This window comes from Thermotoga petrophila RKU-1, from assembly GCF_000016785.1.
In the GTDB taxonomy this organism is placed as follows: Bacteria; Thermotogota; Thermotogae; order Thermotogales; family Thermotogaceae; genus Thermotoga; species Thermotoga petrophila.
Window position 1 is genome coordinate 1087008 of the sequence record NC_009486.1, and the last position, 25019, is coordinate 1112026.

Sequence of the window (25019 nt, forward strand, 5' to 3'; positions counted from 1 at the left end):
CTTGAAAAAGATCACAGGCAGATTCCTCAAAATCATCATAAAGAAGGCAACTGAAAATCTACTAAAACACAGAGATGAAATAAACGCCCTGAACGTGTTTCCAGTTCCAGACGGAGACACAGGATCCAACATGTGTTCCACCATGCTGGAAGCGTGCAAGTACATAGACAACGTTAAAAGTGACGATCTCAATGAGGTATGGAAAGCCATAAAAGAAGGTGCACTGATGGGAGCCCGGGGAAATTCCGGGGTGATACTGTCTCAGATTCTGAGAGGACTGGCAGACGCTTCCCCAAAAGAGTTCATCGCACCAGCAGATTTCGTAAAAATGATCTCCAATTCCAGAAAAGTCGCTTACAGCGCCGTCATGAGACCTGTTGAAGGAACGATGCTGACGGTCGTGAGAGTTCTGGATGAACAGCTAAAAAACAAGAATTTTGAAACTTTCGAAGAACTCTTCGACTGGATCGTCGAAACAGCGAGAGACACTGTGAATCGAACTCCACACATGCTTCAAAAACTCAGAGAAGCCGGCGTAGTAGATGCCGGTGCGAAGGGCCTCTATTACATATTCGAAGGCATGAGGGACGCCATAAAGGGAAACATACAGGTTAATCTGGAAAAGGTGGAACAGGCTTCCGTTGAAGAACTCCAGAGAATGGCCTTTGAAGAGATAACGAATCGATACTGCACAGAAGTGGCCGTCAGGAGGAACCAGGTAGTTGAAAAAATTGAACTCGAAGCTTTCCTCAACGAGATTGGTGACTCTGTTGTCCTCGTCGAACAGGATGACCTGATAAAACTGCACGTTCACACGAATCATCCGGGTCAGGTACTGGAAAAAGTCATCGAATTCGGAGAAATAGTGAAGGTAAAAATAGACAACATGAAGCTTCAACACGAACACGTGATCTCCTCACAGATCGCAAAAGAGATCGGGGTTGTCGCTGTTTCTCCTGGAAAGGGTATCTCAGATATACTGAAGAGCCTTGGAGTGGACGTGATAGTACCCGGCGGTCAGACCATGAATCCCAGCTTTGCCGATCTGAAAGCGGCTGTGGAACGGACACACGCCAGGAATGTCTTCCTGTTTCCAAACAACGCAAACGTCCTTCTCACAGCAAAACAAATAGCGGAAGCGTTCGACGATAGAAGAGTGATCGTCATTCCAACCTCCTTCGTTCAGGAGTGTGTGGCAGCCATGGTAGAGTACGATCCCGACGCAGAACCTGAAGATCTTCTAAAGAGGTTTGAAGAAGCGATCTCTCAGTGTGTTCCAATTTCCGTTACAAGAGCGGTGAGAGATTCCAGGTACGGAAACAGACGAATAAGAAAAGGAGAGTATCTGTTGTTTGTCAGAAAGGAACTAGTGTCCCACGGTTTCAGCCTCGTGAGGGTTTTGAAAGAAGCCTTAGAAAAGGAAAACGCGCATGAAAAAGAGATACTGACGATTTTTCTTGGAGACAACCACAGAAAACCGGAACTCGAAAAGATTCAAAAACTCATAGGAGAAGAATTTCCAAATCTCGATCTTGAAATCTACGATGGAAAACAACCTCACTATCCCTATTTGATGCTTCTACAATGAGAGGTGGAAATATAAGGGCAATCGTTTATCTTCCGCTGAATCCAGAAAAAGCAAAGCAAAATAATCTTCCTGTGAAACTACCTGTCCTCGCAGAGGATCTTCCGAGGATACTGGAAGAAGACAGGATACCCCTCGATGTCATATTGAGGGGTCTGGAAACCCAATACGAGCTCACAAAAGATGAATACTACAGATCTTACTACGTTTTCTTTCTGTATGAAAAATTCAAGCAGCTTCTTCGTGAAAGAAATCTCGATGAAGCTGAGAAAGTTCTCGAAAGAGCCAGAGAAGTTCAGTACGACTATCGCTACCATTTCTACCGTGGACTTCTTCTTAAACACAAAGGAGAGCTCGGAGAAGCAGAAATCGAAATGAGGCTCGTCATTTCAATGAACGATCGTTTCGCACCAGCGTATTTTGAACTCGCTGACATACTCAAAGAAAAAAATGAGATCGAAGATAGCCTTCTCTTCTATGAAAAAGCCTACGAAGTCAACAAAGAATTTCTCTTACCGCTCCTCAAGAAGGGAGATCTCCTTCTGGAAGAAGGAAGACTGGAAGAAGCGATCGAGGAATACAAAAGAATCCTCGAGAAAGACCCTAATTTTGTCGAAGTCTACGAAAGACTGGGAGTTATCTACAATCAACTCCAGCGATTCAAAGAAGCAGAGAAGTTCTTCAAAAAGGTTCTGGAAATAGAACGAAAGGATCATGTGGAATACAATCTCTCTTACACCCTCATAAAACTCGGAAAACTCTTTGAAGCTCTCGAAATCCTAAAGAAACTTTATGAAAAAAATCCCGATGATCCTCTTGTAGCTAACGAATATGGGCTACTCCTCAAGACGCTCGGACTGTACGAAGAAGCCCTCGAGGTTTTTGAGGACGCTTACCGAAGGCATAGAGAAGAAGAGATTCTGAAGTACAACTACGGAACAATCCTGCTCCACTTTGAGAAGGAAAAAGCCATATCCATCCTCTCGGAAGTCTCGGATGAGCTGAAAGATAGAGCCGAATTCATGATCTCACTCGCAGAAAAGGATGTGGTGATTCCTTCTCAAGAGGAATTCGAATGGCTGAAAGATTACTTTTTCGATGGCACTATCGATGTTGTTGCCCTTTCGGAAGAAATCGATTCAGAAGACAAGAACGTGAAAAAGCGAATAGAAAAACTCAGAGAAGGTGAGTTCCCGTTTTACGATACCACACTGGACTCTTCAGAAATGCTTGAGGTGATCCTTGGTATCATGTTCGAATCCCCTGATATCTTCAAAATGGAAGAAAACGCCGTGAAATTCGTCTCCGCGTTCTACGGTAGCTCTGTGATGATCGCCTCCACAATCGTTTTGACAAGAATTTTCCAGTATTTTCTCGCTGAAGAAGAACCTACCATGGAGGAACTTTTGAGAGAGCTGGTCGCGGAAACTCAGGACGTGAATTGGAAGTTTTCTCTAAGACTCGCCAGATTCAGGCACGCAGACAGGTTCAATTTCGACAGACTTTCGGATCTTGTAATCGCATTTCTACAATCCATAGAACAGGGAACACCAGTATCGGACGATGAAAGATTAAAATATCTACTGGGGAAACTGACTTCTCAGAAGGAGGGATAGAGATGTTCGATAAACAGGAGTTCGTGTCGAAACTCGTCACAGAAGAGAAGGCAAAGATCGTTCTACTTGTGATGGATGGCCTTGGAGACATCCCCGTGAACGGGAAAACACCCCTTCAGGCTGCAAACACTCCAAATCTGGACAGTCTGGCAAAAGAAAGTGATCTTGGGCAGACGATACCCGTTCTTCCCGGAATCACCCCGGGCAGTGGACCAGGACATCTTTCACTGTTCGGATACGATCCCATAAGGTACCAGATTGGAAGAGGAATACTCGAAGCTCTCGGCATAGGTGTTGAGGTAGGGGAAAAAGACGTCGTTGCAAGGGCGAATTTTGCCACCTGGGATGGAAAAGTGGTCCTCGACAGAAGAGCCGGAAGGCCTGCCACAGAAGAATCCGCCAAGGTGGTTCAGCTGCTCTCGGAAAAGATAAAGAAAATCGAAGACGTGGAGATCACTTTCTACCCTGGAAAGGAACACAGGTTCGTTGTGAAATTCACAGGAGAAGGGCTCGGAGATAACGTGACAGATGCAGATCCCCAGAAAGAAGGACATCCCATGGTCTGGGCAGAAGGACTGGACGAACCTTCGAAAAAAACGGCAAGGATCACCAACGAGTTGATCAAAAAGATAGCGGAAGTCCTGAAAGACAATCCGAAGATAAACTTCGCCCTCATCAGAGGTTTTTCCAAGTACCCGGATCTTCCGAAATTCCCTCAAGTTTACAAGATGAAAGCGGGAGCCATAGCAACGTACCCGATGTACAGAGGTCTTGCAAAGCTCGTGGGAATGGAGATAATAGAAACGGGCCAGACTGTAGCCGACGAGATAAAAACGCTGAAGGAAAGATGGAACGACTACGACTTCTTCTACGTCCACGTGAAGAAAACCGACTCTTACGGTGAGGATGGAAAATTCGAAGAAAAGGTGAAGGTGATAGAAGAGGTCGATGCGCTCATTCCAGAGATAGTTTCTCTGAATCCCGACGTTCTTGTGATCACGGGTGATCATTCCACTCCCGTTCCGCTGAAAGCACACAGCTGGCATCCCGTACCTCTTCTCATCTGGTCGAAGTATACAAGAAGAGGTCTTTCTCAAGCTTTCAACGAGTTCGAATGCGCGAGGGGCACACTCGGAACGATCCACGCAAGCGACGTCATGACACTGGCTCTCGCGTACGCCGGAAAGCTGGAAAAATTCGGAGCATGATACTCGTTTTCTTCTCGCTGTGTCTCGGGGCGCTGATCGGCGCCCTTTTTCGTTTTCCGTGGTATGTGCTTTTCCCACTGGTGGCTCTTTTCTGGAAAAGGAACAGGGATATTTCTGTGGTGATATTCTTCACTCTGCTGAGCGCTTCTCTCTATCAGATTGGCACCGTCCCTGCCGGAAACTACGAGCTGGTAGGATACGTTGAAAGGGGACGACTGAGACAGGCGAAAGTATTTCAAGGAGAGTGGGAGAAGATATACCCTGTGAGAATAGAAACTTCAGAAGAGGGATACATCTACGCAATCGGATACTTCGATGGAAACACCTTTCATCCATCGTACATAAGAAAAGTTGAAAAGCCTTCTTTCAAGACTCTGAAAGAATCCTTCTCCAAGATGACGAATGGAACGGTTCTTTCTGTGCTTTTCGGAGAGAAAGACCGAGACATTTACAGAAGTGGTCTGGGGCACTTTTTCGCGGTTTCCGGATTGCACATAGGAATAGCTTTCTCACTCTACACAACGCTGTTGTCTTTTTTGACATGGAGAAGAACGTATCAGGAGCTTGCCGCACTTTTGTTACTCGTTCCCTATGTGATCACAGTGGGTACACCCTCTGTCATCAGGGCTTACTTGACCATTCTTCTCTGGGTAGTGTTCAAAATTACCGGCTTCAGGACGACCCCCCTTCATACAACAGCAACGGTGGGATCCTTCATGATGATCGTGGATCCCACCCTTGTTTTCACTCCCTCTTTCCTGTTGTCTTTCTTTGTCACCCTTTGCATACTGGAGTCAAGGAATATTTTTGAACTGACCATGAGAGCCTATCTGTCGGCTCTACCGTTTCTCTGTCTTTTTTTCGGTGAAACCAACTTGTCAGTTCTGATTTTCTCCATCCCTGTATCTTTTCTCATGATACCAGTAACGTGGCTCGCTCATCTTTCGTTTCTTTTGTTTCTCCTGGGTCTCAAAACATCCGCTTTGATTGCAGCAAAGATAACAAACATCTTATCGCTTCCTCTGAACTGGTTCATAAAACTGGCAAATCTGTTCCCTGAAATTCCTCTTCCACATTATCTTTACTTCATTTTGATCTTTTTTCCTCTTCTTTTTCTTTCTCCCGACATTCGGGACATATTCCGTAAAATTTCAGATCGTGCCATTTTATAGCGTAACCTGTTTTTTTAGAGATGTCTGATATTATCTTATTCACCTGTTCCGAGTTTATCTCCACAATCCTCCCACACTTCTGGCAAATCACGTGCTGATGCGATTCCCTATCAGATCGTTCGGCCAGCTCGTACCTGTAAAGTCCTTCTCCGAAGTTCAGCTTTCTCAGGAACCCCAGCTCCACAAGAAGTTCCACCGACCTATAAACCGTGGCTTTGCTTATTCGAACGTTCCTGTTCAAAAGTTCTCGGTAAACCTCTTCTACTCCCAGATGCCTCCCTCGAGACTCCAGAAAGATCTTGAGAATCATTTCTCTCTGTGCCGTGATTCTGTATTTCCTCTTCTTCAATTCGTTTCGAAGTTCTTCGTACATCCGAGCACCTCCTCCTGCTTCACAGGTTCATGATCGGTTTTATGTCTATTTTCCATCCAGTGAGTTTTGCAGCAAGTCTTGCGTTCTGCCCTCCTTTTCCTATGGCAAGGGAAAGCTGTGTCGGAGGAACGATAACGCGTGCTGCTTTGTTCTCTTTGTCGAGTATTTCCACTTCTATGACGGTAGCCGGTGCGAGAGCGTTCGCTATGAGCTGCTTGGGATCGTCCGACCACTTCAGAACATCGAGCTTCTCGCCCTTGAGCTCCTTCAGTATAGCGGCTATCCTTGATCCTCCTTCACCAATGCAGGCACCTATGGGATCAACGTTCGGATCGTTCGACGAAACCGCTACCTTTGTTCGAACACCAGGTTCTCTGGCAATGGCCTTTATTTCCACGATTCCATTCTCCACTTCCGGAATTTCGAGTTTCATCAAGCCAATTACGAACTCCGGTACTCTCCTGCTCACGAGTATCTTTGGCCCTTTGGTCGTTTTCACCACATCGATGATGTAAACCTTCACCAAGTCACCAGCCTCGATTTCCTCATCAGGGATCCACTCTTTCTTTGGAAGTCTTGTCTCGAGCTTTCCTATCCTGATGTCTGCCCACTCACCCGTGACTCTTATGACTTCTGCGGTTGTAACCGTTCCCTTGAGTTCGGAATACTTCTCAAACTGTTTCTCCTTCTCGAGTTCTCTGATCCTCTGAATGAGAACCTGCTTTGCCGTCTGTGCAGCTATCCTCCCGAAATTCTTAACGTTCAACTCCTTCTTAACAACAGAGCCAACTTCCGCGAGGGGATCGACCTTTTTTGCCTCTTCGATGGATATCTGTGTGGCCGGATCTTCCACCTCTTCCACAACTTCGAGTAGCTGATACACCTTTATGTTTCCCGTGTTCCTATCTATAACAACCTCCACGTTCTTGGAATTTCCAAAGTTCTTCCTGTAGGCACTCACCAGTGCTTTTTCGAGGATAGGGATGACCTCTTCTTTGGAAATTCCTTTTTCTTCTTCCAGCTGGTCGAGGGCTTCCAGCAAACCTATGTTCATAATGCCACCTCCTTAGAATTCCACTTCCAGATTCGCTCTCTTCACATCATCGATGTTTATTTCGTATTTCCTCTTTTCGTCCGAGATCGTGATTGTCCCATCGACAAAGGATTCGATTCTGCCTATGAAGGTTTTTCCATCTTTTGTTACTATCTTTGCAAGTTTTCCAGTGAAACGAACGTAGTCTTTCGGACCTCTCAGTGGTCTGTCGAGTCCCGGCGAAGAGACTTCGAGTGTGTAAGAGTGCTCTATGAGGTCTTCACGATCCAAAAATCGTTCTATCTCCCTCGAAAAGAGTTCACAATCCCGCACACTCACATAACCCACGGGATTGTCTATGATGATCCTGAGGACCCATCCTCTGCTCTCACGTCTGTATTGAACATCGAATATTTCCAATCCTTGTTCTTCTGCTATCCTTTCTGCTTCTTTTCTTACCTTCTCGAGGATCATTTCTTCAAACATGTTCTCACCCACCCCGTATGATGAATGAAAAACCGGGACCTGAAAAGTCCCGGTCTTTCTCTGGCGGAGAGGGTGGGATTTGAACCCACGGGTGGCTTTTGACCACCACACGCTCTCCAGGCGTGCGCCTTAGACCCCTCGGCCACCTCTCCTCTCCACACCAGAAAAATATTATACACTCAATCGTTTCCTTGTTCAAGTTTTCATTTTTATTTTGAAGTATTTCCATATTCCCACAGCGAAAACAAAAGGTACGAGGTCAGATGAGACTCTCCGATACCGTCAGAAACTGCTTTCTTCTGTAATTGATATTCATAAACACGAAAATAATATGTAGATTTCATCCTTTACAAAACTGAAAATAACGGTGAAAAAACACTTCATATAAATCATTTCAAATAATCCTATAATTATGCTATCAAGAAAAAAGAGGAGGGTTCATCATGAAAGAGAAAGTTGTTCTTGCATACAGCGGTGGTCTCGATACTTCCGTCATTTTGAAGTGGCTCTGCGAAAAGGGCTTCGACGTGATAGCTTACGTTGCAAACGTTGGGCAGAAGGATGATTTCGATGCAATAAAGGAGAAAGCCTTGAAAACAGGCGCTTCAAAAGTCTACGTGGAAGACCTCAGAAGGGAATTCGTCACAGATTACATATTCACCGCACTCCTTGGAAACGCCATGTACGAAGGAAGGTACCTTCTTGGAACCGCTATTGCAAGACCTCTCATAGCCAAAAGACAGGTGGAAATAGCCGAGAAAGAAGGGGCACAGTACGTTGCGCACGGTGCGACCGGGAAAGGAAACGACCAGGTGAGGTTCGAGCTCACCTACGCCGCTTTGAATCCAAATCTCAAAGTTATCTCACCCTGGAAAGACCCCGAATTTCTCGCCAAATTCAAGGGCAGAACAGATCTCATAAACTACGCCATGGAGAAAGGGATTCCAATCAAAGTCTCCAAAAAAAGACCCTACAGCGAAGACGAAAACCTCATGCACATTTCCCACGAAGCGGGCAAACTGGAGGATCCCGCTTACATACCTGATGAAGACGTGTTCACATGGACAGTCTCCCCAAAGGACGCTCCGGATGAAGAAACCTTGCTCGAGATCCATTTCGAAAACGGCATTCCGGTGAAAGTTGTGAACCTCAAAGATGGAACAGAGAAAACAGATCCCCTCGAACTCTTCGAATATCTGAACGAAGTAGGTGCGAAAAACGGGGTGGGAAGACTCGACATGGTTGAAAACAGATTCATAGGTATAAAATCAAGGGGGGTGTACGAAACCCCAGGTGCGACGATCCTGTGGATCGCACACAGAGATCTCGAAGGAATCACCATGGACAAAGAAGTCATGCACCTGAGAGACATGCTCGCTCCGAAGTTCGCGGAGCTCATATACAACGGTTTCTGGTTTTCTCCAGAAATGGAGTTCCTCCTCGCAGCGTTCAGAAAAGCACAGGAGAACGTGACCGGAAAGGTGACAGTATCCATATACAAAGGAAACGTCATGCCCGTTGCGAGGTATTCACCGTATTCGCTGTACAATCCGGAACTTTCGAGCATGGACGTCGAAGGAGGATTCAATGCCACTGACTCGAAAGGCTTCATCAACATTCACGCCCTGAGGTTGAAGGTCCACCAGCTCGTGAAAAAGGGGTATCAAAAATGAGCGAAAAACTCTGGGAAAAGGGCTACAAAGTCAACGAAGAAGTAGAAAAATTCACCGTCGGAGACGATTACGTAACGGACATGAAGATCATAGAATACGACATAAAGGCCTCCATAGTACACTCCAGGATGCTACACAAAATAGGCCTTCTGAGTGCGGAAGAACAAAAGAAAATAGAAGAAGCGCTCAGTGAACTCCTCAATCTTGTAAAAGAAGGAAAGTTCCAGATAAAACCGGAGGAGGAAGACTGCCACACTGCCATCGAGAACTTCCTCGTGAAAAAGCTTGGAGAGATCGGAAAAAAGATACACACCGCTCGCTCAAGGAACGATCAGGTCTTAACCGCACTGAGACTCATGTACAAGGAAGAATTGAAAGAGATAGAAAACCTCATCAGAGAGCTCCAAAAGAGCCTGGAAAGATTCATAGAAAAGTTCGGTGACGTGAAATTTCCAGGATACACCCACACCAGAAAGGCGATGCCAACTGATTTTGCAACGTGGGCTGGGGCGCTGAAAGACGCCCTCGAAGACGATCTGAAACTTCTAAAAACAACTTACGAAATCGTAGATCAATCTCCTCTGGGGACGGGAGCTGGCTACGGTGTTCCCATCGACATAGACAGAGAGTTCACAGCGAAAGAACTCGGATTCTCGAGGGTCCAGTGGAATCCCATCTACACCCAGAACAGCAGGGGAAAGTTCGAATATCTTATTCTTCACACGCTCTCTCAGATATCCTACGACTTGAACAGGTTCGCCTCCGATATCATATTCTTTTCTCTTCCAGAGATAGGTTATCTCAAACTGCCAAAAGAGCTCTGCACGGGAAGTTCCATCATGCCGCACAAGATAAATCCGGATCCACTGGAACTCGTAAGGGCCTACCACCACGCGATAGTTTCGAAGATGCTGATGGCAGTCACTCTGCCGTCGAATCTCATCTTCGGCTACCACAGAGATTTCCAGCTTCTGAAGAAGCCGGTGATAGAGGCTTTCGAAGTTGTTAAGAATATCGTAAGAATAATGAAAATAATTTTTGACCATCTTGAAGTTGATAAAGAAAGATCTGAGTCTAGTATTACTGAGGAAGTACTGGCCACACACAGGGTCTATGAACTGGTGAAACAGGGGGTACCGTTCCGCGACGCTTACAGGATGGTAGCGGAAAAGTACGGGAGGGAAAAAGATTGATCAGAGTTGGAATAATAGGTGCGACAGGTTACACAGGACTGGAGCTCGTCAGACTTTTGAAAAACCACCCCGAAGCGAAGATAACCTATCTGTCCTCGAGAACCTACGCCGGAAAGAAACTTGAAGAAGTCTTTCCTTCGACACTGGAGAACAGTATTCTCAGCGAGTTCGATCCAGAGAAGGTCTCAAAGAACTGCGATGTTCTTTTCACCGCTCTTCCAGCCGGTGCGAGTTACGATCTCGTCAGAGAGCTCAAAGGTGTGAAGATAATAGATCTTGGTGCGGACTTTCGTTTCGACGACCCGGGAGTGTACAGAGAGTGGTACGGAAAAGAGTTGTCGGGATACGAGAACATAAAAAGAGTTTACGGACTTCCAGAACTCCATCGTGAGGAGATAAAGAACGCTCAGGTGGTGGGAAACCCCGGATGTTACCCCACGAGCGTCATCCTCGCTCTCGCTCCCGCACTGAAGCGCAACCTTGTGGATCCGGAAACGATATTGGTCGACGCGAAATCTGGAGTTTCCGGAGCGGGAAGAAAAGAAAAGGTGGATTATCTCTTTTCCGAGGTGAACGAAAGTCTCAGACCGTACAACGTGGCAAAACACAGACACGTTCCCGAAATGGAACAGGAACTCGAAAAGATCTCAGGGAAGAAAGTGAATGTGGTGTTCACTCCTCATCTCGTCCCTATGACTCGGGGAATCCTCTCGACGATATACGTAAAAACAGACAAATCCCTCGAAGAGATACACGAAGCGTACCTCGAATTCTACAGGAATGAACCGTTCGTTCATGTTCTTCCCATGGGAATCTATCCTTCGACGAAGTGGTGCTATGGATCCAACCACGTCTTCATCGGTATGCAGATGGAAGAAAGAACAAACACGCTCATACTGATGAGCGCAATAGACAACCTCGTGAAGGGGGCGTCGGGACAGGCAGTTCAGAACATGAATATCATGTTCGGTCTGGACGAGACGAAAGGGCTCGAATTCACTCCAATATATCCGTGAAAGGGGTTGGAAAAGAGTGTTCACTCCCAGTGGCTTCAAGTTCGCAGGAGTACACTGCAAGATAAAAAGGAAAAGAAAAGACCTTGGGATCATCTTCTCCGAGGTGCCGTGCGTTGCCGCGGGGGTCTTCACCACCAACGTTGTCAAAGCAGCACCGGTGATTTACGACATGGAGATCCTGAAGAAGAACTCAAACGGTATCAGAGCGGTCGTTGTGAACAGCGGTGTGGCCAACGCATGTACCGGTGAACAGGGAATGATCAACGCAAGGAGGATGGCAGAAAAAACGGCTGAAGAGCTCGGTGTTCCTGTTGAAAGCGTCCTCGTCTCTTCCACAGGGGTAATAGGGGTTCAGCTTCCCATGGACAAGGTGGAAAACGGTATAGAAGAAGCGGTGAAGGTGCTTTCAAACGATCCTCTTCCGTTTGCCGAGGCAATCATGACAACCGACACAAAGGTGAAGATGCACAGCACCAAGGTGACGATCGACGGAAAAGAAATCACCGTTCTAGGAATCGCCAAGGGATCCGGCATGATTCATCCCAACATGGCGACCATGCTTTCGTTCATAACGACAGACGCGAAAATTTCCGAAGAAGCCCTGAAAAAACTCTTAAAGCTCTCAGTCGATGATTCCTACAACATGATAGACGTCGATGGAGACACGAGCACGAACGACATGGTGATCGTTCTCGCAAACGGTCTTGCGGGCAACACAACGATCCAGCCCGAAACGGATGGTTTCTGGAAGCTCTACGAAGCCGTTCACGAGGTGAATCAGGTTCTCGCGGAGAAGATAGTGGAAGACGGCGAAGGAGCAACGAAAGTCATGGAAGTTCATGTTGTCAACGCCCCAGATATAAAATCAGCGAGACTGATCGCAAGATCGATCGTTTCCTCAAACCTTGTGAAGACAGCCATATATGGGGAGGATGCGAATTGGGGAAGGATCATCGCCGCGGCGGGGTACTCCGGTGCAACTTTCGATCCCGACAAACTCGACCTGTTCTTTGAAAGCGAGGCAGGAAGGATAAAGGTGGCGGAAAACGGGCAGGGAGTACCTTTCGACGAGGAAGAGGCGAAGAAGATTCTCAGCGAAAAGAAGATAAGAATAATCCTCGACATGAAACAGGGAAAAGAGACCGCAAAAGCGTGGGGATGTGATCTCACAGAGAAGTACGTTGAGATAAACGGGAGGTACAGAACATGAGGATCGACACGGTCAACGTTCTCCTCGAAGCTCTTCCATACATAAAGGAATTCTACGGAAAAACCTTTGTCATAAAGTTCGGCGGCAGTGCGATGAAGCAGGAGAACGCAAAGAAAGCCTTCATCCAGGATATAATTCTCCTGAAGTACACCGGGATAAAACCGATCATCGTTCACGGTGGAGGGCCTGCCATCTCCCAGATGATGAAGGACCTCGGTATAGAACCTGTTTTCAAGAACGGGCACAGGGTGACCGACGAGAAAACCATGGAGATCGTTGAGATGGTCCTCGTTGGAAAGATCAACAAAGAAATCGTGATGAACTTGAACCTGCACGGTGGACGGGCCGTTGGAATCTGTGGAAAAGATTCAAAACTCATAGTGGCAGAAAAGGAGACGAAACACGGAGACATAGGTTACGTTGGAAAAGTGAAGAAGGTCAATCCAGAAATTCTTCATGCACTGATAGAAAACGATTACATCCCGGTGATCGCCCCTGTGGGAATAGGAGAAGACGGTCACTCCTACAACATAAACGCCGATACCGCAGCTGCGGAGATAGCGAAAAGCCTGATGGCAGAAAAGCTCATCCTCCTCACGGACGTGGACGGTGTTCTGAAGGGTGATAAACTCATCTCCACTCTGACGCCGGACGAAGCAGAGGATCTGATCAGAGACGGCACAGTGACGGGGGGAATGATTCCAAAGGTTGAATGCGCCGTGTCTGCAGTGAGGGGGGGAGTGGGAGCCGTTCACATCATAAACGGGGGATTGGAACACGCGATCCTGCTGGAGATATTCAGCAGGAAGGGTATCGGAACCATGATAAAAGAACTGGAGGGGTAAAGATGTATCTGATGAACACTTACAGCAGGTTTCCAGCAACGTTTGTCTATGGCAAAGGCTCCTGGATCTACGACGAAAAAGGAAATGCGTATCTTGATTTCACCTCAGGAATAGCGGTGAACGTCCTCGGACACTCTCATCCTCGACTGGTGGAAGCCATAAAGGATCAGGCAGAGAAGCTCATTCACTGTTCAAATCTTTTCTGGAACCGTCCGCAGATGGAACTGGCAGAACTTCTGTCGAAGAACACGTTCGGTGGCAAGGTTTTCTTCGCGAACACGGGAACCGAAGCGAACGAAGCCGCCATAAAGATAGCGAGAAAATACGGAAAGAAAAAGAGCGAAAAAAAATACAGAATCCTCTCCGCCCACAATTCTTTCCACGGAAGAACTCTGGGCTCCCTCACAGCGACGGGACAGCCGAAATATCAGAAACCTTTCGAACCACTCGTTCCCGGCTTTGAATACTTCGAGTTCAACAACATAGAAGATCTGAGAAAAAAGATGTCAGAAGACGTGTGTGCTGTGTTCCTCGAACCGATTCAGGGAGAAAGCGGAATAGTACCAGCCACCAAAGAATTCCTTGAAGGGGCTAGAAAACTCTGCGACGAGTACGATGCACTTCTTGTGTTCGACGAGGTTCAGTGTGGAATGGGAAGGACAGGAAAACTCTTCGCGTATCAAAAGTACGGAGTCGTTCCAGACGTTCTCACAACCGCCAAGGGACTCGGTGGGGGAGTCCCCATCGGAGCTGTCATTGTGAACGAAAGAGCGGACGTTCTGGAGCCAGGAGATCACGGCACCACGTTCGGAGGAAACCCGCTCGCCTGTAGGGCCGGGGTGACCGTGATCAAAGAGTTGACGAAGGAAGGCTTCCTCGAAGAAGTGGAAGAGAAAGGAAACTACCTCATGGAAAAGCTCCAGGAAATGAAAGAAGAATTCGACTTGGTAGCCGACGTGAGGGGAATGGGACTCATGATAGGGATTCAGTTTAAAGAGGAAGTGAACAACAGAGAGATCGCCACGAAATGCTTTGAAAATAAACTGCTCGTTGTTCCAGCAGGTAACAACACGGTCAGATTCTTACCACCACTCACGGTAGAGTACGGAGAGATAGACCTGGCGGTTGAGACACTCAAAAAAGTCCTGAGAGAAATTTGAAAGGGAGGCAAAGCCTCCCTCATTTTTTCTTCTTTTTTTTGCTTTCTTCCTCTTCTTTTTCCATTTCCATCACTTCTCCTTCTTCACCCAGCTGTTCGAGCTCTCCACCGCATTTTTCGCAGTACTTGTTCAGCTGATATTCGATGGACGTTGCAGAGTAGTAGATTGCCCCGCATTTTTTGCATCTGTATATGTAAGGCATGAAAACACCCCCTTGTGAGTATTACCGCGTCTTGTGAGCCTTCGCTTCGCTTCTGTAGTATATTCTAATACTTTATTTGGACAGTTTCAAGTTTTTAGAATGAATAATACAAGTCCTATTACTGCAACTATAAAACCGATGGCTTCAAAAAATGTCACAGCTTCACCCAGAAGAAGAAAAGACCACAGGACAGAAAGAACCGGTTCTCCAACCAGAACAACACTCACCACACTTGAGGAAAAATATCTGAGCGAGAGATTGATGAAAAGATACCCCAGAAACGAACATCCCACCCCCAGACCGATTAGGATGAACCACTCTTTCGTTTCAACGACCCCGAACGATGGCACAAGAAAAGCCAGAACAGCTGAAGCTAAAGCGTGCGTTCTCAGACTGAACTCCATACTTCCCATGGCCCTGTTCAGGTATCTTCCAAGAACAAGGTACCCACAAAAGAACACCACACCAACAACTGCAAGCAAATCACCCCTCGAAACACCTGAAAAACCCTCTTTTCCAGCAAGAGCCAGTACCACCCCCGTAACAACCGTGCTTCCCGTGACAATTCTGAAAGAACTGATCCTTTCTCCATAGATCAGCCACGAGAGCAATCCCGTCAAAACAGGCTGAAGCGTCAAAGGTATAACAGCTCCGGCAACGGTGGTGTGGTTGAAGGCGGAAACCCAGAAAAAAAGTGCATCGCAAGGAAAAAGCCAGCAATCAAGGAAAGCATCTCCTTCTTCAAAGAAAAAAGCCCGACTCTTCTCTTCACCAGAAAGAAAAGCAATGAAGCAATGAAAACTCTGTAGAAAGCGATGGTTGTAGGTGGAAGAGAAGAGAGCTTTATGAATATCCCTGAAAAGGACGCCACTAAAACACTGAGTAAAAGATAGAAAACGGGTTTCAAGTGCTTCACATCCCTCGATAGCGTTGCTGAGTCGTTTATCATTTTACAATATCAAGCCAGAGGCAGGGGTTCGAATCCCCTTGGGAATGCCAAACACATAGAACGATAAGAACTTTCCTCAAAATTTCATGAAATCGTTTATTAATAACTTGACGTTGACTCACAAGATGGTATAACATATGAACAGATGATAATATATTCATGTATTTGTTTAGGGATGATAACTTTTGAAATAGAAAACGAGTTCAATCTGGAAAGATTTGCCTGCAAACGATGGATAGAAGCAAATGATGAATCCAACAAGACTCAGAATATTGCTCCTCCTCTCGAAAAAAGACATGTGCGTTGGAAAGATAGCCGAGATCCTGAGGATGGATCAATCGGCAGTGTCAGCTCAGCTCAAAGTTTTGCGCCACTTAAATCTCGTAAAAGCCAAACGTCACGGTAGGTACATGCGGTACAAACTGAACAACAAACACGTCAGAAATATACTAAGGGAAGGTTTTAAGTACGTTTTAAAAACTTCCCAATGAGAGGAGGGATCGGTATGTCTTGGAGAGGTTGGATTGTTCTTATCTTCTCGCTCTGGTTGATCGTTGCTTCCCTCATTCCTGGAATCGTCGGCAGCAAAGGAGCGAACATTGCGGATTTTCTCATCGTCGGTGTTGTTCTTCTCATAGCAGGTATTTTCATGCTTGGGACCTCAAAAGTTGCCGGCTGGATTGAGCTTCTGCTGGGAATCTGGTTGATCATAGCCGCTTTCATTCCGGGTATAACCGGTTCCAAAGGAGCAGCACTTGCAAACGGCCTCGTAGTTGGTATCATCGCTTTGATCTTTGCTTTCTTCGACAGAAAGAAGCAGGAAGGAAAATAGCGGGGCCCCTCGTGGCCCCTTGATTTTTGGAGGAACACTGGAAGTTATTAAATCGTACTGGTAAACCGGTTGCTATACTGAACAAATGAACTACGAGTGTGATTCTGGGATCAAAAAGATAGAAGACAGTAATTCACATGAAGCATTATCCCGTAACGATTTATTTACATCCTCGACCACTTGAACTGTTCTGTATTTTATAGTATATTTCTTTCTGGTGCACACTTCATGCCCCCATCGTCTAGCGGCCTAGGACACTGGCCTTTCAAGCCAGAGGCAGGGGTTCGAATCCCCTTGGGGGCGCCAGAGATCGAAGGGATGCCAGAGGAGCATCCCTTTTGTTTTTTTATTCATTCATGCACTTCTGCGTTTGAACGCCGGGAAAATCCGATAGTAAACGTATTCCAAAGCTTTTTTCAGTGCGATATTTATGGGATATCTTTCCTGTGCGAGGAAGAAATCTATGGCGAGCAGTTTTGAGTACATTTCGCTGCAGTTTGGAAGGGTTTCAATGAAACTGGAAAGCGCAGGTTTCAGATATTTACATCCCCACACTTCTGGTTTTTCCTTTCTAAGAACGTAACTTCCCGAGAAGAGACGACACACCATAGGTCTGAAAGAGTGATACAAACAACCACCACGCTCAGAATGTGGATCGAAGAGTACACATCGATCCATTTCATCAACATTTTCAAGGATCTCTAACCACTTCTCTATCGAATCGTTTTGCAAGAGATGAATTGCGAGGGGAACAAATTCAAGAACGGTAACCTCAATATTAACAGAGGGAGTATTACAACACTCCCTGCATCCGCCACAGGTAGGAAGGTCTTTCTGAACACCATCCAGTTCCTCGTAAAGCTTTATAACCTGTAGAGAAAGCTCTATTAGTCTTTCCACGAAGGATATTTATAACTCGCTGAAGTTAAAAAAACAGATAAGAGTTTTGAAAAAAAGAAGGAATAAAAATTGAAAAATCATGAACGAAGCAAATAAGGTGTTCTCATTTCCTTTGCTCTATACATTCGCATATCTGCTACTTTCAGAAGTTCTTCAAGATTTTCTCCGTCTTCAGGAAATCTGGCAACTCCTATGTTCGATGCAACAGTTAAAGTTGTGTTCCCCACTCTGATGGGTTCTCTGAAGGTGGAAAGAATCCTTTCCAGGAAGAATTTCAGATACTCTTCTTTCATATCGTAGAGGAGAATGGTAAACTCATCGCCACCGTATCGAGCCACCACATCGCTCCTTCTTACCCTGTCCAAAATCCTTCTCGAAACTGTCTTTAACACCTCATCACCTGTCAGGTGACCGTATGTATCATTTATTGCCTTAAATCCAGCAAGATCCAAGAAAAGAACGAATGCCTTCTTTCCTTCACGCTTTGCCAAGTCCAGATATTTGTTTCCCAACTCGAAGAGATAGCGTCTGTTTGGAAGTCCTGTCAGTGGATCGTGATAGGCCATGTATTCCAGTTCTTTTATACCAAACGAAAGATCTTCCCTTTCAAAGGTCGTCAGCAGAGTCTGAATCAAAAGAAGAGCATCTTTGCTCAAAGGCCTTTTTAGATATAGGATCAAAGACCTTCTATACTTACTGTCTTTCAATACTGAGATAATTGCAGATGTGCTACTACATACATTGATAAGATGAGTCAGTTCCTCTGAAGTAAAGAAAAACCCCTCTTTGAAAAAGGGAGGGACTTTCCCCTCGGAAACTCTCACAGAGAGCTTTCCATTCTCACTGTCGCTTTCCAGAAGAACAAAACCAATTACAGGTTGTAAAGAATAAAACACTTTTTTCAAAAATTCAAAATGACCGTTATTCACAGTTGTCACCTTCTGAGATTCAACTTTTTATTGTCTGAATTTTATCACAGTATTCTTTCAAAAATGACAGAAAAATAGCCTCGCAAGCCCTTCCGCTTCAGTGGGACTGGTGAGAGGCTTGTTGGTCATGTTCGTGTTATGATTGGGTGTTGTCGCTATCGATCCAACCGGATCATGTGCATCTTTTTGTTTCTGCGCCTCCTCGGTTAGCTCCGGCACAAATAGTCAACCTGTTCAAAGGGGTGTCTTCAAAAAAGCTTCTCGAAAAATTCCCGCACCTGAGAACAAGAGAAGAATTGTGGAGCAGAACATACTATGTGGGCTCAGCGGGCACCGTTTCAGAAGAAACCATCAGGAGGTACATTGAAGAGTGTCAAGATATGTGAGAACCTACAAAGTCCCTGTGCCAGTGGAATTGTATCCTTTGTGTTCTGAACTGAACAGGATCGCCGCTCGGATCTACAACAAAACCATGTCGCTGGTCAAAAAGATCAAAAACAAGAGAGGAAAAATTTTCTGCCGTTCATTTGGAAAAATCAAGCCATCAAGCTTTTGCCAGATGGGAAGGTCAAGCTCTCGATGGGACGCAATCGAGAGCCATTTGTAATCCCCACAACGTTGCCAGCCGGTACAACAATCAGGCAAGCCAAGTTGGTTTACGAAGCCGGCCGGTATTATCTTCACCTTGCGATAGAGGTGAAGAGTGAGCACAAGAGAGGCCAAAGCCAGAAAGTTATGTCCGTAGACGTCGGAATACTCCGCCCGATAACCTGTTTCGATGGTTCTGAGGTGATTTCATATCACGGTGGTGTTCTCAACAGCATACTCAGATACCGAAACAAAAGACTAGCAGATATTCAGCGGGCTTTGAGTCGATGCCAAAAGGGCTCACGAAGGTATAAAAAACTGTCGAGAGCCAAAAGAAGGGTGCTGTACAAGACGAGAAACCAAATCAACGACGTGCTCCACAAAATCACGAGCTACTTCATCGGTTTATGCGTGCAAAAGAACATAAGCACCATTGTCGTCGGAGACATTACGAACATAAGAGAACGCACAAACGGCAACGATAATTTCAATCAAAAACTGCACCAATGGGCCTTCAGAAAGCTCATGAGCCAGATAGAATACAAAGCGCAAATATTCGGCATCGAGGTTGTGCGCATTTCTGAAGCGCATACAAGCAAAACGTGTCCTGTATGCGGCACTCAAAACAGGCCGTCTGGACGAAATTACGAGTGCACCAGCTGCAGTTTTGAGTATCACAGGGACGGAGTGGGAGCAATCAACATTTGGAAAAGGTATCTTGGGACTCTGTTCCAAGTAGTAGCGGGCTTGGCACCCGCCAGAGGTGTGAGGTTTAACCCACACCTCTGTGGTCATGGAGCGATTAGCGCTCCATGGAAGGCAGCCTAAGAGCTGCTAAGAATCCCTTCCCCTTTAGGGGGTCGGGAGTGTCAACAAATAATTTTCGATGGTGTGATATAAGAGGAAAAACCACCTCTACTGAGATGTAAAAGGTTCAGATCTTTTAATAGGTTTCTTTTCTGCTTCGATGTGAAAAACGAGCCATTTGTTATCTAATCAAAATCCAGAGATCAGATGGTGTTTTGAGTTCTGTCTTGACCCTTTTTGCCGCGGGTACTGCCAAACCTGCCATAGTCGCTGGTACCTCGTACAAGTACAACCATCTTAGCTTCTGAAGGCGTTACAATCCCTCGTTTTTAGTCAGGACATCTTTGAGATTAATTTCTCACGCATGATTACGCCTGCACATATCAAACGTACTGACATCTCCAGCAAAAATCATCGTACCAAACACCTCCTTAAAGAACTCTCAAAAGCGCATTTCAAAGGGTTATAAAATTCTTATCCATATTTTCAGTGCCTTTTTTGATCGAAACTCACAATTGTTTTTTCGAGAAAGGACTTCCTGTGGTACCAAACACTTTGATTTTCCCTCTAACAGAAACTCTCTTTCCAACAAAAGTTCGTTTTTAATTTTTCTTCTTGTCTTGCTTGATATCCCATCCACCCCCTTGAGTACAGATTTCAAAAAATGTGTAAGAAAAAAGCCCCGCTTGATGCGGGAATTCTTATTGATTTATAATTTCTCATTAGGAGGATAAAAAATAGCAGTGGTTCACCTTTCCATCTTTCACATCACGCCATTCATATTCCTCTTAGGAAGATAAAAACGGACAGGAACTTTGAGATTTTATTTAGCCACGAACAAGTTCATATTCCTCTTAGGAAGATAAAAACTCGTAGAGTTTGCCGTTGGAGGGCACGGCGTCTATGGGTTCATATTCCTCTTAGGAAGATAAAAACATTTCAAACCTCAAAATTGCGTGCCGAACGTTCTCCTGTTCATATTCCTCTTAGGAAGATAAAAACTTGGGGGCGACATCAACGATGCATCAGCGGTGATTGTTCATATTCCTCTTAGGAAGATAAAAACTTGAAACGTCCAAAATAAAGGCTGTACTGTTTCCCATGTTCATATTCCTCTTAGGAAGATAAAAACATTATTCCCACCTCCGTGCCTCTATAGATTGTACCTGTTCATATTCCTCTTAGGAAGATAAAAACAAGGTCGTGTCTCTACTATGCTGTATGCTAGATCAGGTTCATATTCCTCTTAGGAAGATAAAAACCAGTACATAGCGGGCTTAAGTAACAGGGATTCTTATACGTTCATATTCCTCTTAGGAAGATAAAAACCAGGGATTTGAAGATCTTCAGCACTACCTTCGGAAGTTCATATTCCTCTTAGGAAGATAAAAACCCTGGGCTCCAGAAATAAGTATTAGCTGTAACTATTTTGTTCATATTCCTCTTAGGAAGATAAAAACCAGTACCTGTACGTGGCAAATCGGGAAAATTCTACGTTCATATTCCTCTTAGGAAGATAAAAACTGTCTTGAGAGGTGTACTTGAGAAGGAGGCGAAATGAGTTCATATTCCTCTTAGGAAGATAAAAACGAGGAAGTATCAAGGAAGAAATCTTCATAGATGCAAGTTCATATTCCTCTTAGGAAGATAAAAACCACAAAAATCATTATGAACAGTTTGTATGGCAAATTGTTCATATTCCTCTTAGGAAGATAAAAACACGACACAAACACCGGAAAACTTGTTGTATTTTCAGAGTTCATATTCCTCTTAGGAAGATAAAAACGTGACCGTTTTTGTATGTTGTGTCGGGAAAAACCATCGTTCATATTCCTCTTAGGAAGATAAAAACCCCACATCGCTATCCCTCCTCATAACCATCGCACTTCGTTCATATTCCTCTTAGGAAGATAAAAACCGTTCGTCAGCACAATTCTCGGAAGGCCTGTGGCGAGTTCATATTCCTCTTAGGAAGATAAAAACTGAAAGGTCTTGAACAGCTTCTTCAGGCGGTGGCATCGTTCATATTCCTCTTAGGAAGATAAAAACCTGACCCTTTTTCCTCATCCCTGAGTGTCCATCTATAGTTCATATTCCTCTTAGGAAGATAAAAACATATCTATACCACAGCATTTCTGCAACTTCAGGGACAGTTCATATTCCTCTTAGGAAGATAAAAACACGAAATACAACATCACACAAACTTTAGGCACTTTTGTTCATATTCCTCTTAGGAAGATAAAAACAACTACTACTCTTTTGTCACCAATAAAAATACTAAAAGTTCATATTCCTCTTAGGAAGATAAAAACGTTATAGACTGGAAACAACTGAGGGGAGGTAGATGATAGTTCATATTCCTCTTAGGAAGATAAAAACGAGATGAAGCACTAAAAGGGCTATATTCCTATAATGCGTTCATATTCCTCTTAGGAAGATAAAAACCGTTCGTCAGCACAATTCTCGGAAGGCCTGTGGCGAGTTCATATTCCTCTTAGGAAGATAAAAACTGAAAGGTCTTGAACAGCTTCTTCAGGCGGTGGCATCGTTCATATTCCTCTTAGGAAGATAAAAACTGATTCGCGGGAACGGCGATCTTTTGCTCTTCGACCGTTCATATTCCTCTTAGGAAGATAAAAACTTGTCCTAACTCTTTCCCGCTCTCAAGTTCAACATGTTCATATTCCTCTTAGGAAGATAAAAACGAAGAACGAGAAGGGCAAGAAAAAGAAGAAAGTAAGTTCATATTCCTCTTAGGAAGATAAAAACAACTTGAAAAGGACTTCATCGTTGAGGGAGAGCCTGGTTCATATTCCTCTTAGGAAGATAAAAACTTTTTGATCTCACTGAAGAAGATTTTATACTCAATAAGTTCATATTCCTCTTAGGAAGATAAAAACTTTGTTGTCCCTATCTCCACCGCAAAGGACGTGACGCGTTCATATTCCTCTTAGGAAGATAAAAACACCTCACACTCGCATACAAAGTCGCAGTAGGATATCGTTCATATTCCTCTTAGGAAGATAAAAACGGTATTGGAAAGGGTTGGTTAATAGGTGTGGGACGGGTTCATATTCCTCTTAGGAAGATAAAAACGCGACGCTGTACAAATACCCCTATTTAATTGACGCGTTCATATTCCTCTTAGGAAGATAAAAACACTACTCTTCTTTCGTGATATTCCTCTCGTATATTGTCGTTCATATTCCTCTTAGGAAGATAAAAACTACTTTGACTCTGCGTACATTAGTGCGGTGATTAGTTGTTCATATTCCTCTTAGGAAGATAAAAACGATAACAAAATTTCGAAACGTTATGACATACAAGGATAGTTCATATTCCTCTTAGGAAGATAAAAACCGCATTCATTTTTTTAGTAAAAAAAACACATTATAGAACATTTGTTATATGAGTATTGCGTCAAACCTCCGGTTTTGTCTAAATGAAATTCGATGTTGGATCGTTCGTATTGGTTAGAATGTCTCTTTCTATCATAATAGAAGGTGGCATTTTGTAAATTATCACAAAGTCTTCGTCATTATCAATGATGCATTGTAGTTCAAATTTTAGTTTCTCGATTTCTCCCTCCGTTAGTTCTCCTTCAAAAACCGATTTTTGAACATGGTCAAGATATCTCCTTGCTATCTTCCTTACTCTGTTTAATCGTTTCACTCCTTCTTTTGTCTCAGTAGAAATGTCGTAAACCAGAATAACTCTCACTAGTATCACCTACCACCAAACCTTGAAAGGCTTGTACTCATCTTCTCCGAGCAGATGTTTGATTATTTTATAAGCCTCCAATCTTATGAAAGACTGATATTTAACCTTTCTCTTCAGCTTTCTATGAAGAACTGTTTGTTGAAGCATATTTTCGAATTCCTCCACAAATATTCTTCGTCCTTCATCGTTTAAAAACACTCCATTGGATTCCTGAAGGAAATGATTTTCACGTTTAATCTTGCCAAGATTTATGAGTTTGAATATTATCCTATCAACAAAAATAGGTTTAAATATCTCCGATATGTCCAAAGCAAGCGAAAACCTTTTGGTACCCGGTTCATGAAGATAACTAACGGTAGGATTCAAATGTGTATGATAAAGTTCCTTCAGAACAACGGAATAGGTAAGAGAGTTTCCAAAGGAAATAAGAGCATTCAGTTCATTCAAAGGCGGTTGCATGCTTCTTTCTTCAAACGGCCAGTCTGTTATATCTTCCCAGGTAGAGTAATAGAGCTTTCTGGCGTGCGCTTCACAACTCATGAGCTCCGGGATAGTCGCTACGTGCTTTATTCTTTCCTGATATTCGGATATCTTACTGACAATATCGAATCCTCTTTTTTCGATGTTTCGTTTGAAGTTATGGATTGCTCCTTCTACAAACTTTCTCGCCAAACTCAACCTTTTCTCATTATCCAGATAGTGTTCCACCTGTCTTACCAAAAGTTCTCCTGAGAGAAATTTTTCCCTTGGATAAAAAGAGCCGGTGTAATATCCATAATAATTGAAAAAATGGAGAACAATATTGTTTTTTGCAGCAAAATCCAGAAATTTTGAATTCAAATCAACCTCACCTAAGAAAAATATCTGATCAACGTTTTCTACCGGAATGAACCTTTTTTGCTGTTTCCCATCTCTATCCTGATATTCTATTAAGATACTATTTTCTCGCCTTCGTATTCTTCCAGAGGAAAAAACATAATAGTTTCTTCCCATAACAATCACCTACACATAACACAGTTCGTAATACGAACATTTTTTACAAAAAGATCTGTTCAGCACAGGTGGAGGTATCTTGCTACTCACCATTTGCTTTATTTCTATTAAAGCGTTTTGTATCTTCTCTTCATCCCCATCTTCAAAATTTACTTCTAATTTCCTCATTAACTTTGGATAATGAATGACACCGTGGTTAACATTCAATCCGTACTTTCTCAAAACGAACATGTAGTATTTTGTCTGCCAAACATGTGCTTCCTCAAACTTCTTGCTCTTTTTGGTCTCGTGAACTATTATCTCCCCGCGGAAAGTGAGGAAATCTATCACACAGTCCTCAATCTCTACCTCCTTATGTCTTTCCCGTTTGAACCTTTCAAAATTCAAAAGTTTCCCGATTATGAGATCAGTTGTCGGCTGTGATTGTTCCATATCAATGTTTTTGGCAAAAAGCCAGAGTTTTCGTTTACATGTGAAATAATAGGAAACCATGGTACCAGAAACGTTGAGCATATCAAACTCTTCCAAG

Annotated in this window: 23 protein-coding genes, 2 tRNA genes, 1 pseudogene and 1 CRISPR repeat array; of the genes and pseudogenes, 15 read left to right on the plus strand and 11 right to left on the minus strand. The window is 44.2% G+C overall.

Translation table 11 applies throughout. From position 1 onward, the window contains the following. The first annotated feature begins 1 nt into the window (after position 1). Genes TPET_RS05395 through TPET_RS05410 form a run of 4 tightly spaced genes read left to right on the plus strand, consistent with a single transcriptional unit; the run spans position 2 to position 5581 of the window. Positions 2-1588 carry a DAK2 domain-containing protein gene (locus TPET_RS05395; RefSeq protein ID WP_011943605.1) on the plus strand — a complete coding sequence of 529 codons (1587 nt, stop codon included), beginning with the start codon at positions 2-4 and terminating at the stop codon, positions 1586-1588. Then, positions 1585-3201 (plus strand): tetratricopeptide repeat protein, encoded by a 1617-nt coding sequence (locus TPET_RS05400; RefSeq protein ID WP_011943606.1) that lies wholly within the window; start codon positions 1585-1587, stop codon positions 3199-3201. The genes TPET_RS05395 and TPET_RS05400 overlap by 4 nt, the downstream gene beginning before the upstream one ends. 2 nt (positions 3202-3203) lie before the next feature. Further along, positions 3204-4409: a 2,3-bisphosphoglycerate-independent phosphoglycerate mutase gene (locus TPET_RS05405; RefSeq protein ID WP_011943607.1), complete on the plus strand. Its 1206-nt coding sequence runs from the start codon at positions 3204-3206 to the stop codon at positions 4407-4409. Further along, a complete protein-coding gene (locus TPET_RS05410) occupies positions 4406-5581 on the plus strand; it encodes a ComEC/Rec2 family competence protein (protein WP_011943608.1) in 1176 nt (391 codons plus the stop codon). Before TPET_RS05405 ends, TPET_RS05410 begins: the two co-directional genes overlap by 4 nt. On the opposite strand, the gene TPET_RS05415 is transcribed toward TPET_RS05410, so the two are convergent. The 4 genes from TPET_RS05415 to TPET_RS05430 all read right to left on the minus strand — a co-directional run bounded on the left by TPET_RS05415 (position 5496) and on the right by TPET_RS05430 (position 7625). Then, positions 5496-5954 carry a Fur family transcriptional regulator gene (locus TPET_RS05415; protein WP_011943609.1) on the minus strand — a complete coding sequence of 153 codons (459 nt, stop codon included), beginning with the start codon at positions 5952-5954 and terminating at the stop codon, positions 5496-5498. The two genes, TPET_RS05410 and TPET_RS05415, sit on opposite strands and share 86 nt — an antisense overlap. A 19-nt stretch (positions 5955-5973) precedes the next feature. After that, entirely contained in the window at positions 5974-7008 is a 1035-nt protein-coding gene (gene nusA, locus TPET_RS05420; RefSeq protein ID WP_011943610.1) for a transcription termination factor NusA, read from the minus strand. Between the two features lie 12 nt (positions 7009-7020). Next, positions 7021-7473: a ribosome maturation factor RimP gene (gene rimP, locus TPET_RS05425; RefSeq protein WP_011943611.1), complete on the minus strand. Its 453-nt coding sequence runs from the start codon at positions 7471-7473 to the stop codon at positions 7021-7023. A gap of 61 nt (positions 7474-7534) precedes the next feature. Next, a tRNA-Ser gene (locus TPET_RS05430) sits at positions 7535-7625 on the minus strand. A 291-nt stretch (positions 7626-7916) separates the two neighbouring features. Here TPET_RS05430 and TPET_RS05435 point away from each other — a divergent pair. Genes TPET_RS05435 through TPET_RS05460 form a run of 6 tightly spaced genes read left to right on the plus strand, consistent with a single transcriptional unit; the run spans position 7917 to position 14570 of the window. Further along, a complete protein-coding gene (locus TPET_RS05435) occupies positions 7917-9146 on the plus strand; it encodes an argininosuccinate synthase (RefSeq protein WP_011943612.1) in 1230 nt (409 codons plus the stop codon). Continuing rightward, positions 9143-10339 (plus strand): argininosuccinate lyase, encoded by a 1197-nt coding sequence (gene argH / locus TPET_RS05440; RefSeq protein ID WP_011943613.1) that lies wholly within the window; start codon positions 9143-9145, stop codon positions 10337-10339. Before TPET_RS05435 ends, argH begins: the two co-directional genes overlap by 4 nt. After that, a complete protein-coding gene (argC, locus tag TPET_RS05445; RefSeq protein WP_011943614.1) occupies positions 10336-11355 on the plus strand; it encodes an N-acetyl-gamma-glutamyl-phosphate reductase in 1020 nt (339 codons plus the stop codon). The genes argH and argC overlap by 4 nt, the downstream gene beginning before the upstream one ends. Positions 11356-11371: 16 nt before the next feature. Continuing rightward, a complete protein-coding gene (argJ, locus tag TPET_RS05450; protein ID WP_011943615.1) occupies positions 11372-12565 on the plus strand; it encodes a bifunctional glutamate N-acetyltransferase/amino-acid acetyltransferase ArgJ in 1194 nt (397 codons plus the stop codon). After that, positions 12562-13410, plus strand: coding sequence for an acetylglutamate kinase (gene argB, locus TPET_RS05455; protein WP_011943616.1), 849 nt, complete (start codon positions 12562-12564; stop codon positions 13408-13410). Before argJ ends, argB begins: the two co-directional genes overlap by 4 nt. A gap of 2 nt (positions 13411-13412) precedes the next feature. Next, the gene (locus TPET_RS05460; RefSeq protein WP_011943617.1) at positions 13413-14570 is read left to right on the plus strand and encodes an aspartate aminotransferase family protein; all 1158 of its coding nucleotides are present in this window, start codon (positions 13413-13415) and stop codon (positions 14568-14570) included. 19 nt (positions 14571-14589) lie between these two features. On the opposite strand, the gene TPET_RS05465 is transcribed toward TPET_RS05460, so the two are convergent. Next, positions 14590-14772 carry a hypothetical protein gene (locus TPET_RS05465; protein ID WP_011943618.1) on the minus strand — a complete coding sequence of 61 codons (183 nt, stop codon included), beginning with the start codon at positions 14770-14772 and terminating at the stop codon, positions 14590-14592. 86 nt (positions 14773-14858) lie between these two features. After that, positions 14859-15410 (minus strand): DMT family transporter, encoded by a 552-nt coding sequence (locus TPET_RS05470; protein WP_238374287.1) that lies wholly within the window; start codon positions 15408-15410, stop codon positions 14859-14861. Positions 15411-15969: 559 nt separating this feature from the next. On the opposite strand from TPET_RS05470, the gene TPET_RS09705 reads away from it, so the two are divergent. From TPET_RS09705 to TPET_RS05480, 3 genes are all read left to right on the plus strand, one after another. Further along, the gene (locus TPET_RS09705; protein ID WP_167310317.1) at positions 15970-16212 is read left to right on the plus strand and encodes an ArsR/SmtB family transcription factor; all 243 of its coding nucleotides are present in this window, start codon (positions 15970-15972) and stop codon (positions 16210-16212) included. A 14-nt stretch (positions 16213-16226) separates the two neighbouring features. After that, complete coding sequence (locus tag TPET_RS05475) at positions 16227-16553, plus strand: SPW repeat domain-containing protein (protein WP_048810870.1); 327 nt, start codon at positions 16227-16229, stop codon at positions 16551-16553. Between the two features lie 230 nt (positions 16554-16783). Then, positions 16784-16859 (plus strand) — tRNA-Glu (locus TPET_RS05480). A gap of 48 nt (positions 16860-16907) precedes the next feature. Here the strand turns inward: TPET_RS05480 and TPET_RS05485 are convergent. Together TPET_RS05485 and TPET_RS05490 are read right to left on the minus strand one after the other, a co-directional pair. Further along, positions 16908-17453: a YkgJ family cysteine cluster protein gene (locus TPET_RS05485; protein WP_011943621.1), complete on the minus strand. Its 546-nt coding sequence runs from the start codon at positions 17451-17453 to the stop codon at positions 16908-16910. A gap of 77 nt (positions 17454-17530) precedes the next feature. After that, positions 17531-18133: a GGDEF domain-containing protein gene (locus tag TPET_RS05490; RefSeq protein ID WP_238374288.1), complete on the minus strand. Its 603-nt coding sequence runs from the start codon at positions 18131-18133 to the stop codon at positions 17531-17533. A gap of 425 nt (positions 18134-18558) precedes the next feature. On the opposite strand from TPET_RS05490, the gene tnpA reads away from it, so the two are divergent. Continuing rightward, a complete protein-coding gene (tnpA, locus tag TPET_RS05495) occupies positions 18559-18768 on the plus strand; it encodes an IS200/IS605 family transposase (protein WP_238374289.1) in 210 nt (69 codons plus the stop codon). Beyond that, positions 18753-19798 (plus strand): annotated as a pseudogene (locus tag TPET_RS05500) (RNA-guided endonuclease InsQ/TnpB family protein). Before tnpA ends, TPET_RS05500 begins: the two are co-directional and overlap by 16 nt. A 754-nt stretch (positions 19799-20552) precedes the next feature. Continuing rightward, a CRISPR array of direct repeats spans positions 20553-23137; the repeat unit is 29 nt; unit sequence GTTCATATTCCTCTTAGGAAGATAAAAAC. A gap of 78 nt (positions 23138-23215) precedes the next feature. Here the strand turns inward: TPET_RS05500 and cas2 are convergent. From cas2 to cas4, 3 genes are read right to left on the minus strand one after another with little or no spacing between them, the layout of a single operon-like run. Next, positions 23216-23506: a CRISPR-associated endonuclease Cas2 gene (gene cas2 / locus TPET_RS05505; protein ID WP_238374290.1), complete on the minus strand. Its 291-nt coding sequence runs from the start codon at positions 23504-23506 to the stop codon at positions 23216-23218. After that, on the minus strand, positions 23507-24490 hold the full coding sequence (cas1b, locus tag TPET_RS05510; RefSeq protein WP_011943624.1) for a type I-B CRISPR-associated endonuclease Cas1b: 984 nt from the start codon (positions 24488-24490) through the stop codon (positions 23507-23509). A gap of 9 nt (positions 24491-24499) precedes the next feature. Then, positions 24500-25018 (minus strand): CRISPR-associated protein Cas4, encoded by a 519-nt coding sequence (cas4, locus tag TPET_RS05515; RefSeq protein ID WP_011943625.1) that lies wholly within the window; start codon positions 25016-25018, stop codon positions 24500-24502. Position 25019: the final 1 nt, after the last annotated feature.

Coding starts and splice junctions, on each gene's coding strand:
- TPET_RS05460 (WP_011943617.1), top strand. CDS start 13,413: ATGTATCTGATGAACACTTACAGCAGGTTTCCAGCAACGTTTGTCTAT.
- argB (WP_011943616.1), top strand. CDS start 12,562: ATGAGGATCGACACGGTCAACGTTCTCCTCGAAGCTCTTCCATACATA.
- TPET_RS05405 (WP_011943607.1), top strand. CDS start 3,204: ATGTTCGATAAACAGGAGTTCGTGTCGAAACTCGTCACAGAAGAGAAG.
- TPET_RS05410 (WP_011943608.1), top strand. CDS start 4,406: ATGATACTCGTTTTCTTCTCGCTGTGTCTCGGGGCGCTGATCGGCGCC.
- TPET_RS05400 (WP_011943606.1), top strand. CDS start 1,585: ATGAGAGGTGGAAATATAAGGGCAATCGTTTATCTTCCGCTGAATCCA.
- argH (WP_011943613.1), top strand. CDS start 9,143: ATGAGCGAAAAACTCTGGGAAAAGGGCTACAAAGTCAACGAAGAAGTA.
- cas1b (WP_011943624.1), bottom strand. CDS start 24,490: ATGGGAAGAAACTATTATGTTTTTTCCTCTGGAAGAATACGAAGGCGA.
- TPET_RS09705 (WP_167310317.1), top strand. CDS start 15,970: ATGAATCCAACAAGACTCAGAATATTGCTCCTCCTCTCGAAAAAAGAC.
- TPET_RS05435 (WP_011943612.1), top strand. CDS start 7,917: ATGAAAGAGAAAGTTGTTCTTGCATACAGCGGTGGTCTCGATACTTCC.
- TPET_RS05465 (WP_011943618.1), bottom strand. CDS start 14,772: ATGCCTTACATATACAGATGCAAAAAATGCGGGGCAATCTACTACTCT.
- nusA (WP_011943610.1), bottom strand. CDS start 7,008: ATGAACATAGGTTTGCTGGAAGCCCTCGACCAGCTGGAAGAAGAAAAA.
- TPET_RS05475 (WP_048810870.1), top strand. CDS start 16,227: ATGTCTTGGAGAGGTTGGATTGTTCTTATCTTCTCGCTCTGGTTGATC.
- TPET_RS05415 (WP_011943609.1), bottom strand. CDS start 5,954: ATGTACGAAGAACTTCGAAACGAATTGAAGAAGAGGAAATACAGAATC.
- rimP (WP_011943611.1), bottom strand. CDS start 7,473: ATGTTTGAAGAAATGATCCTCGAGAAGGTAAGAAAAGAAGCAGAAAGG.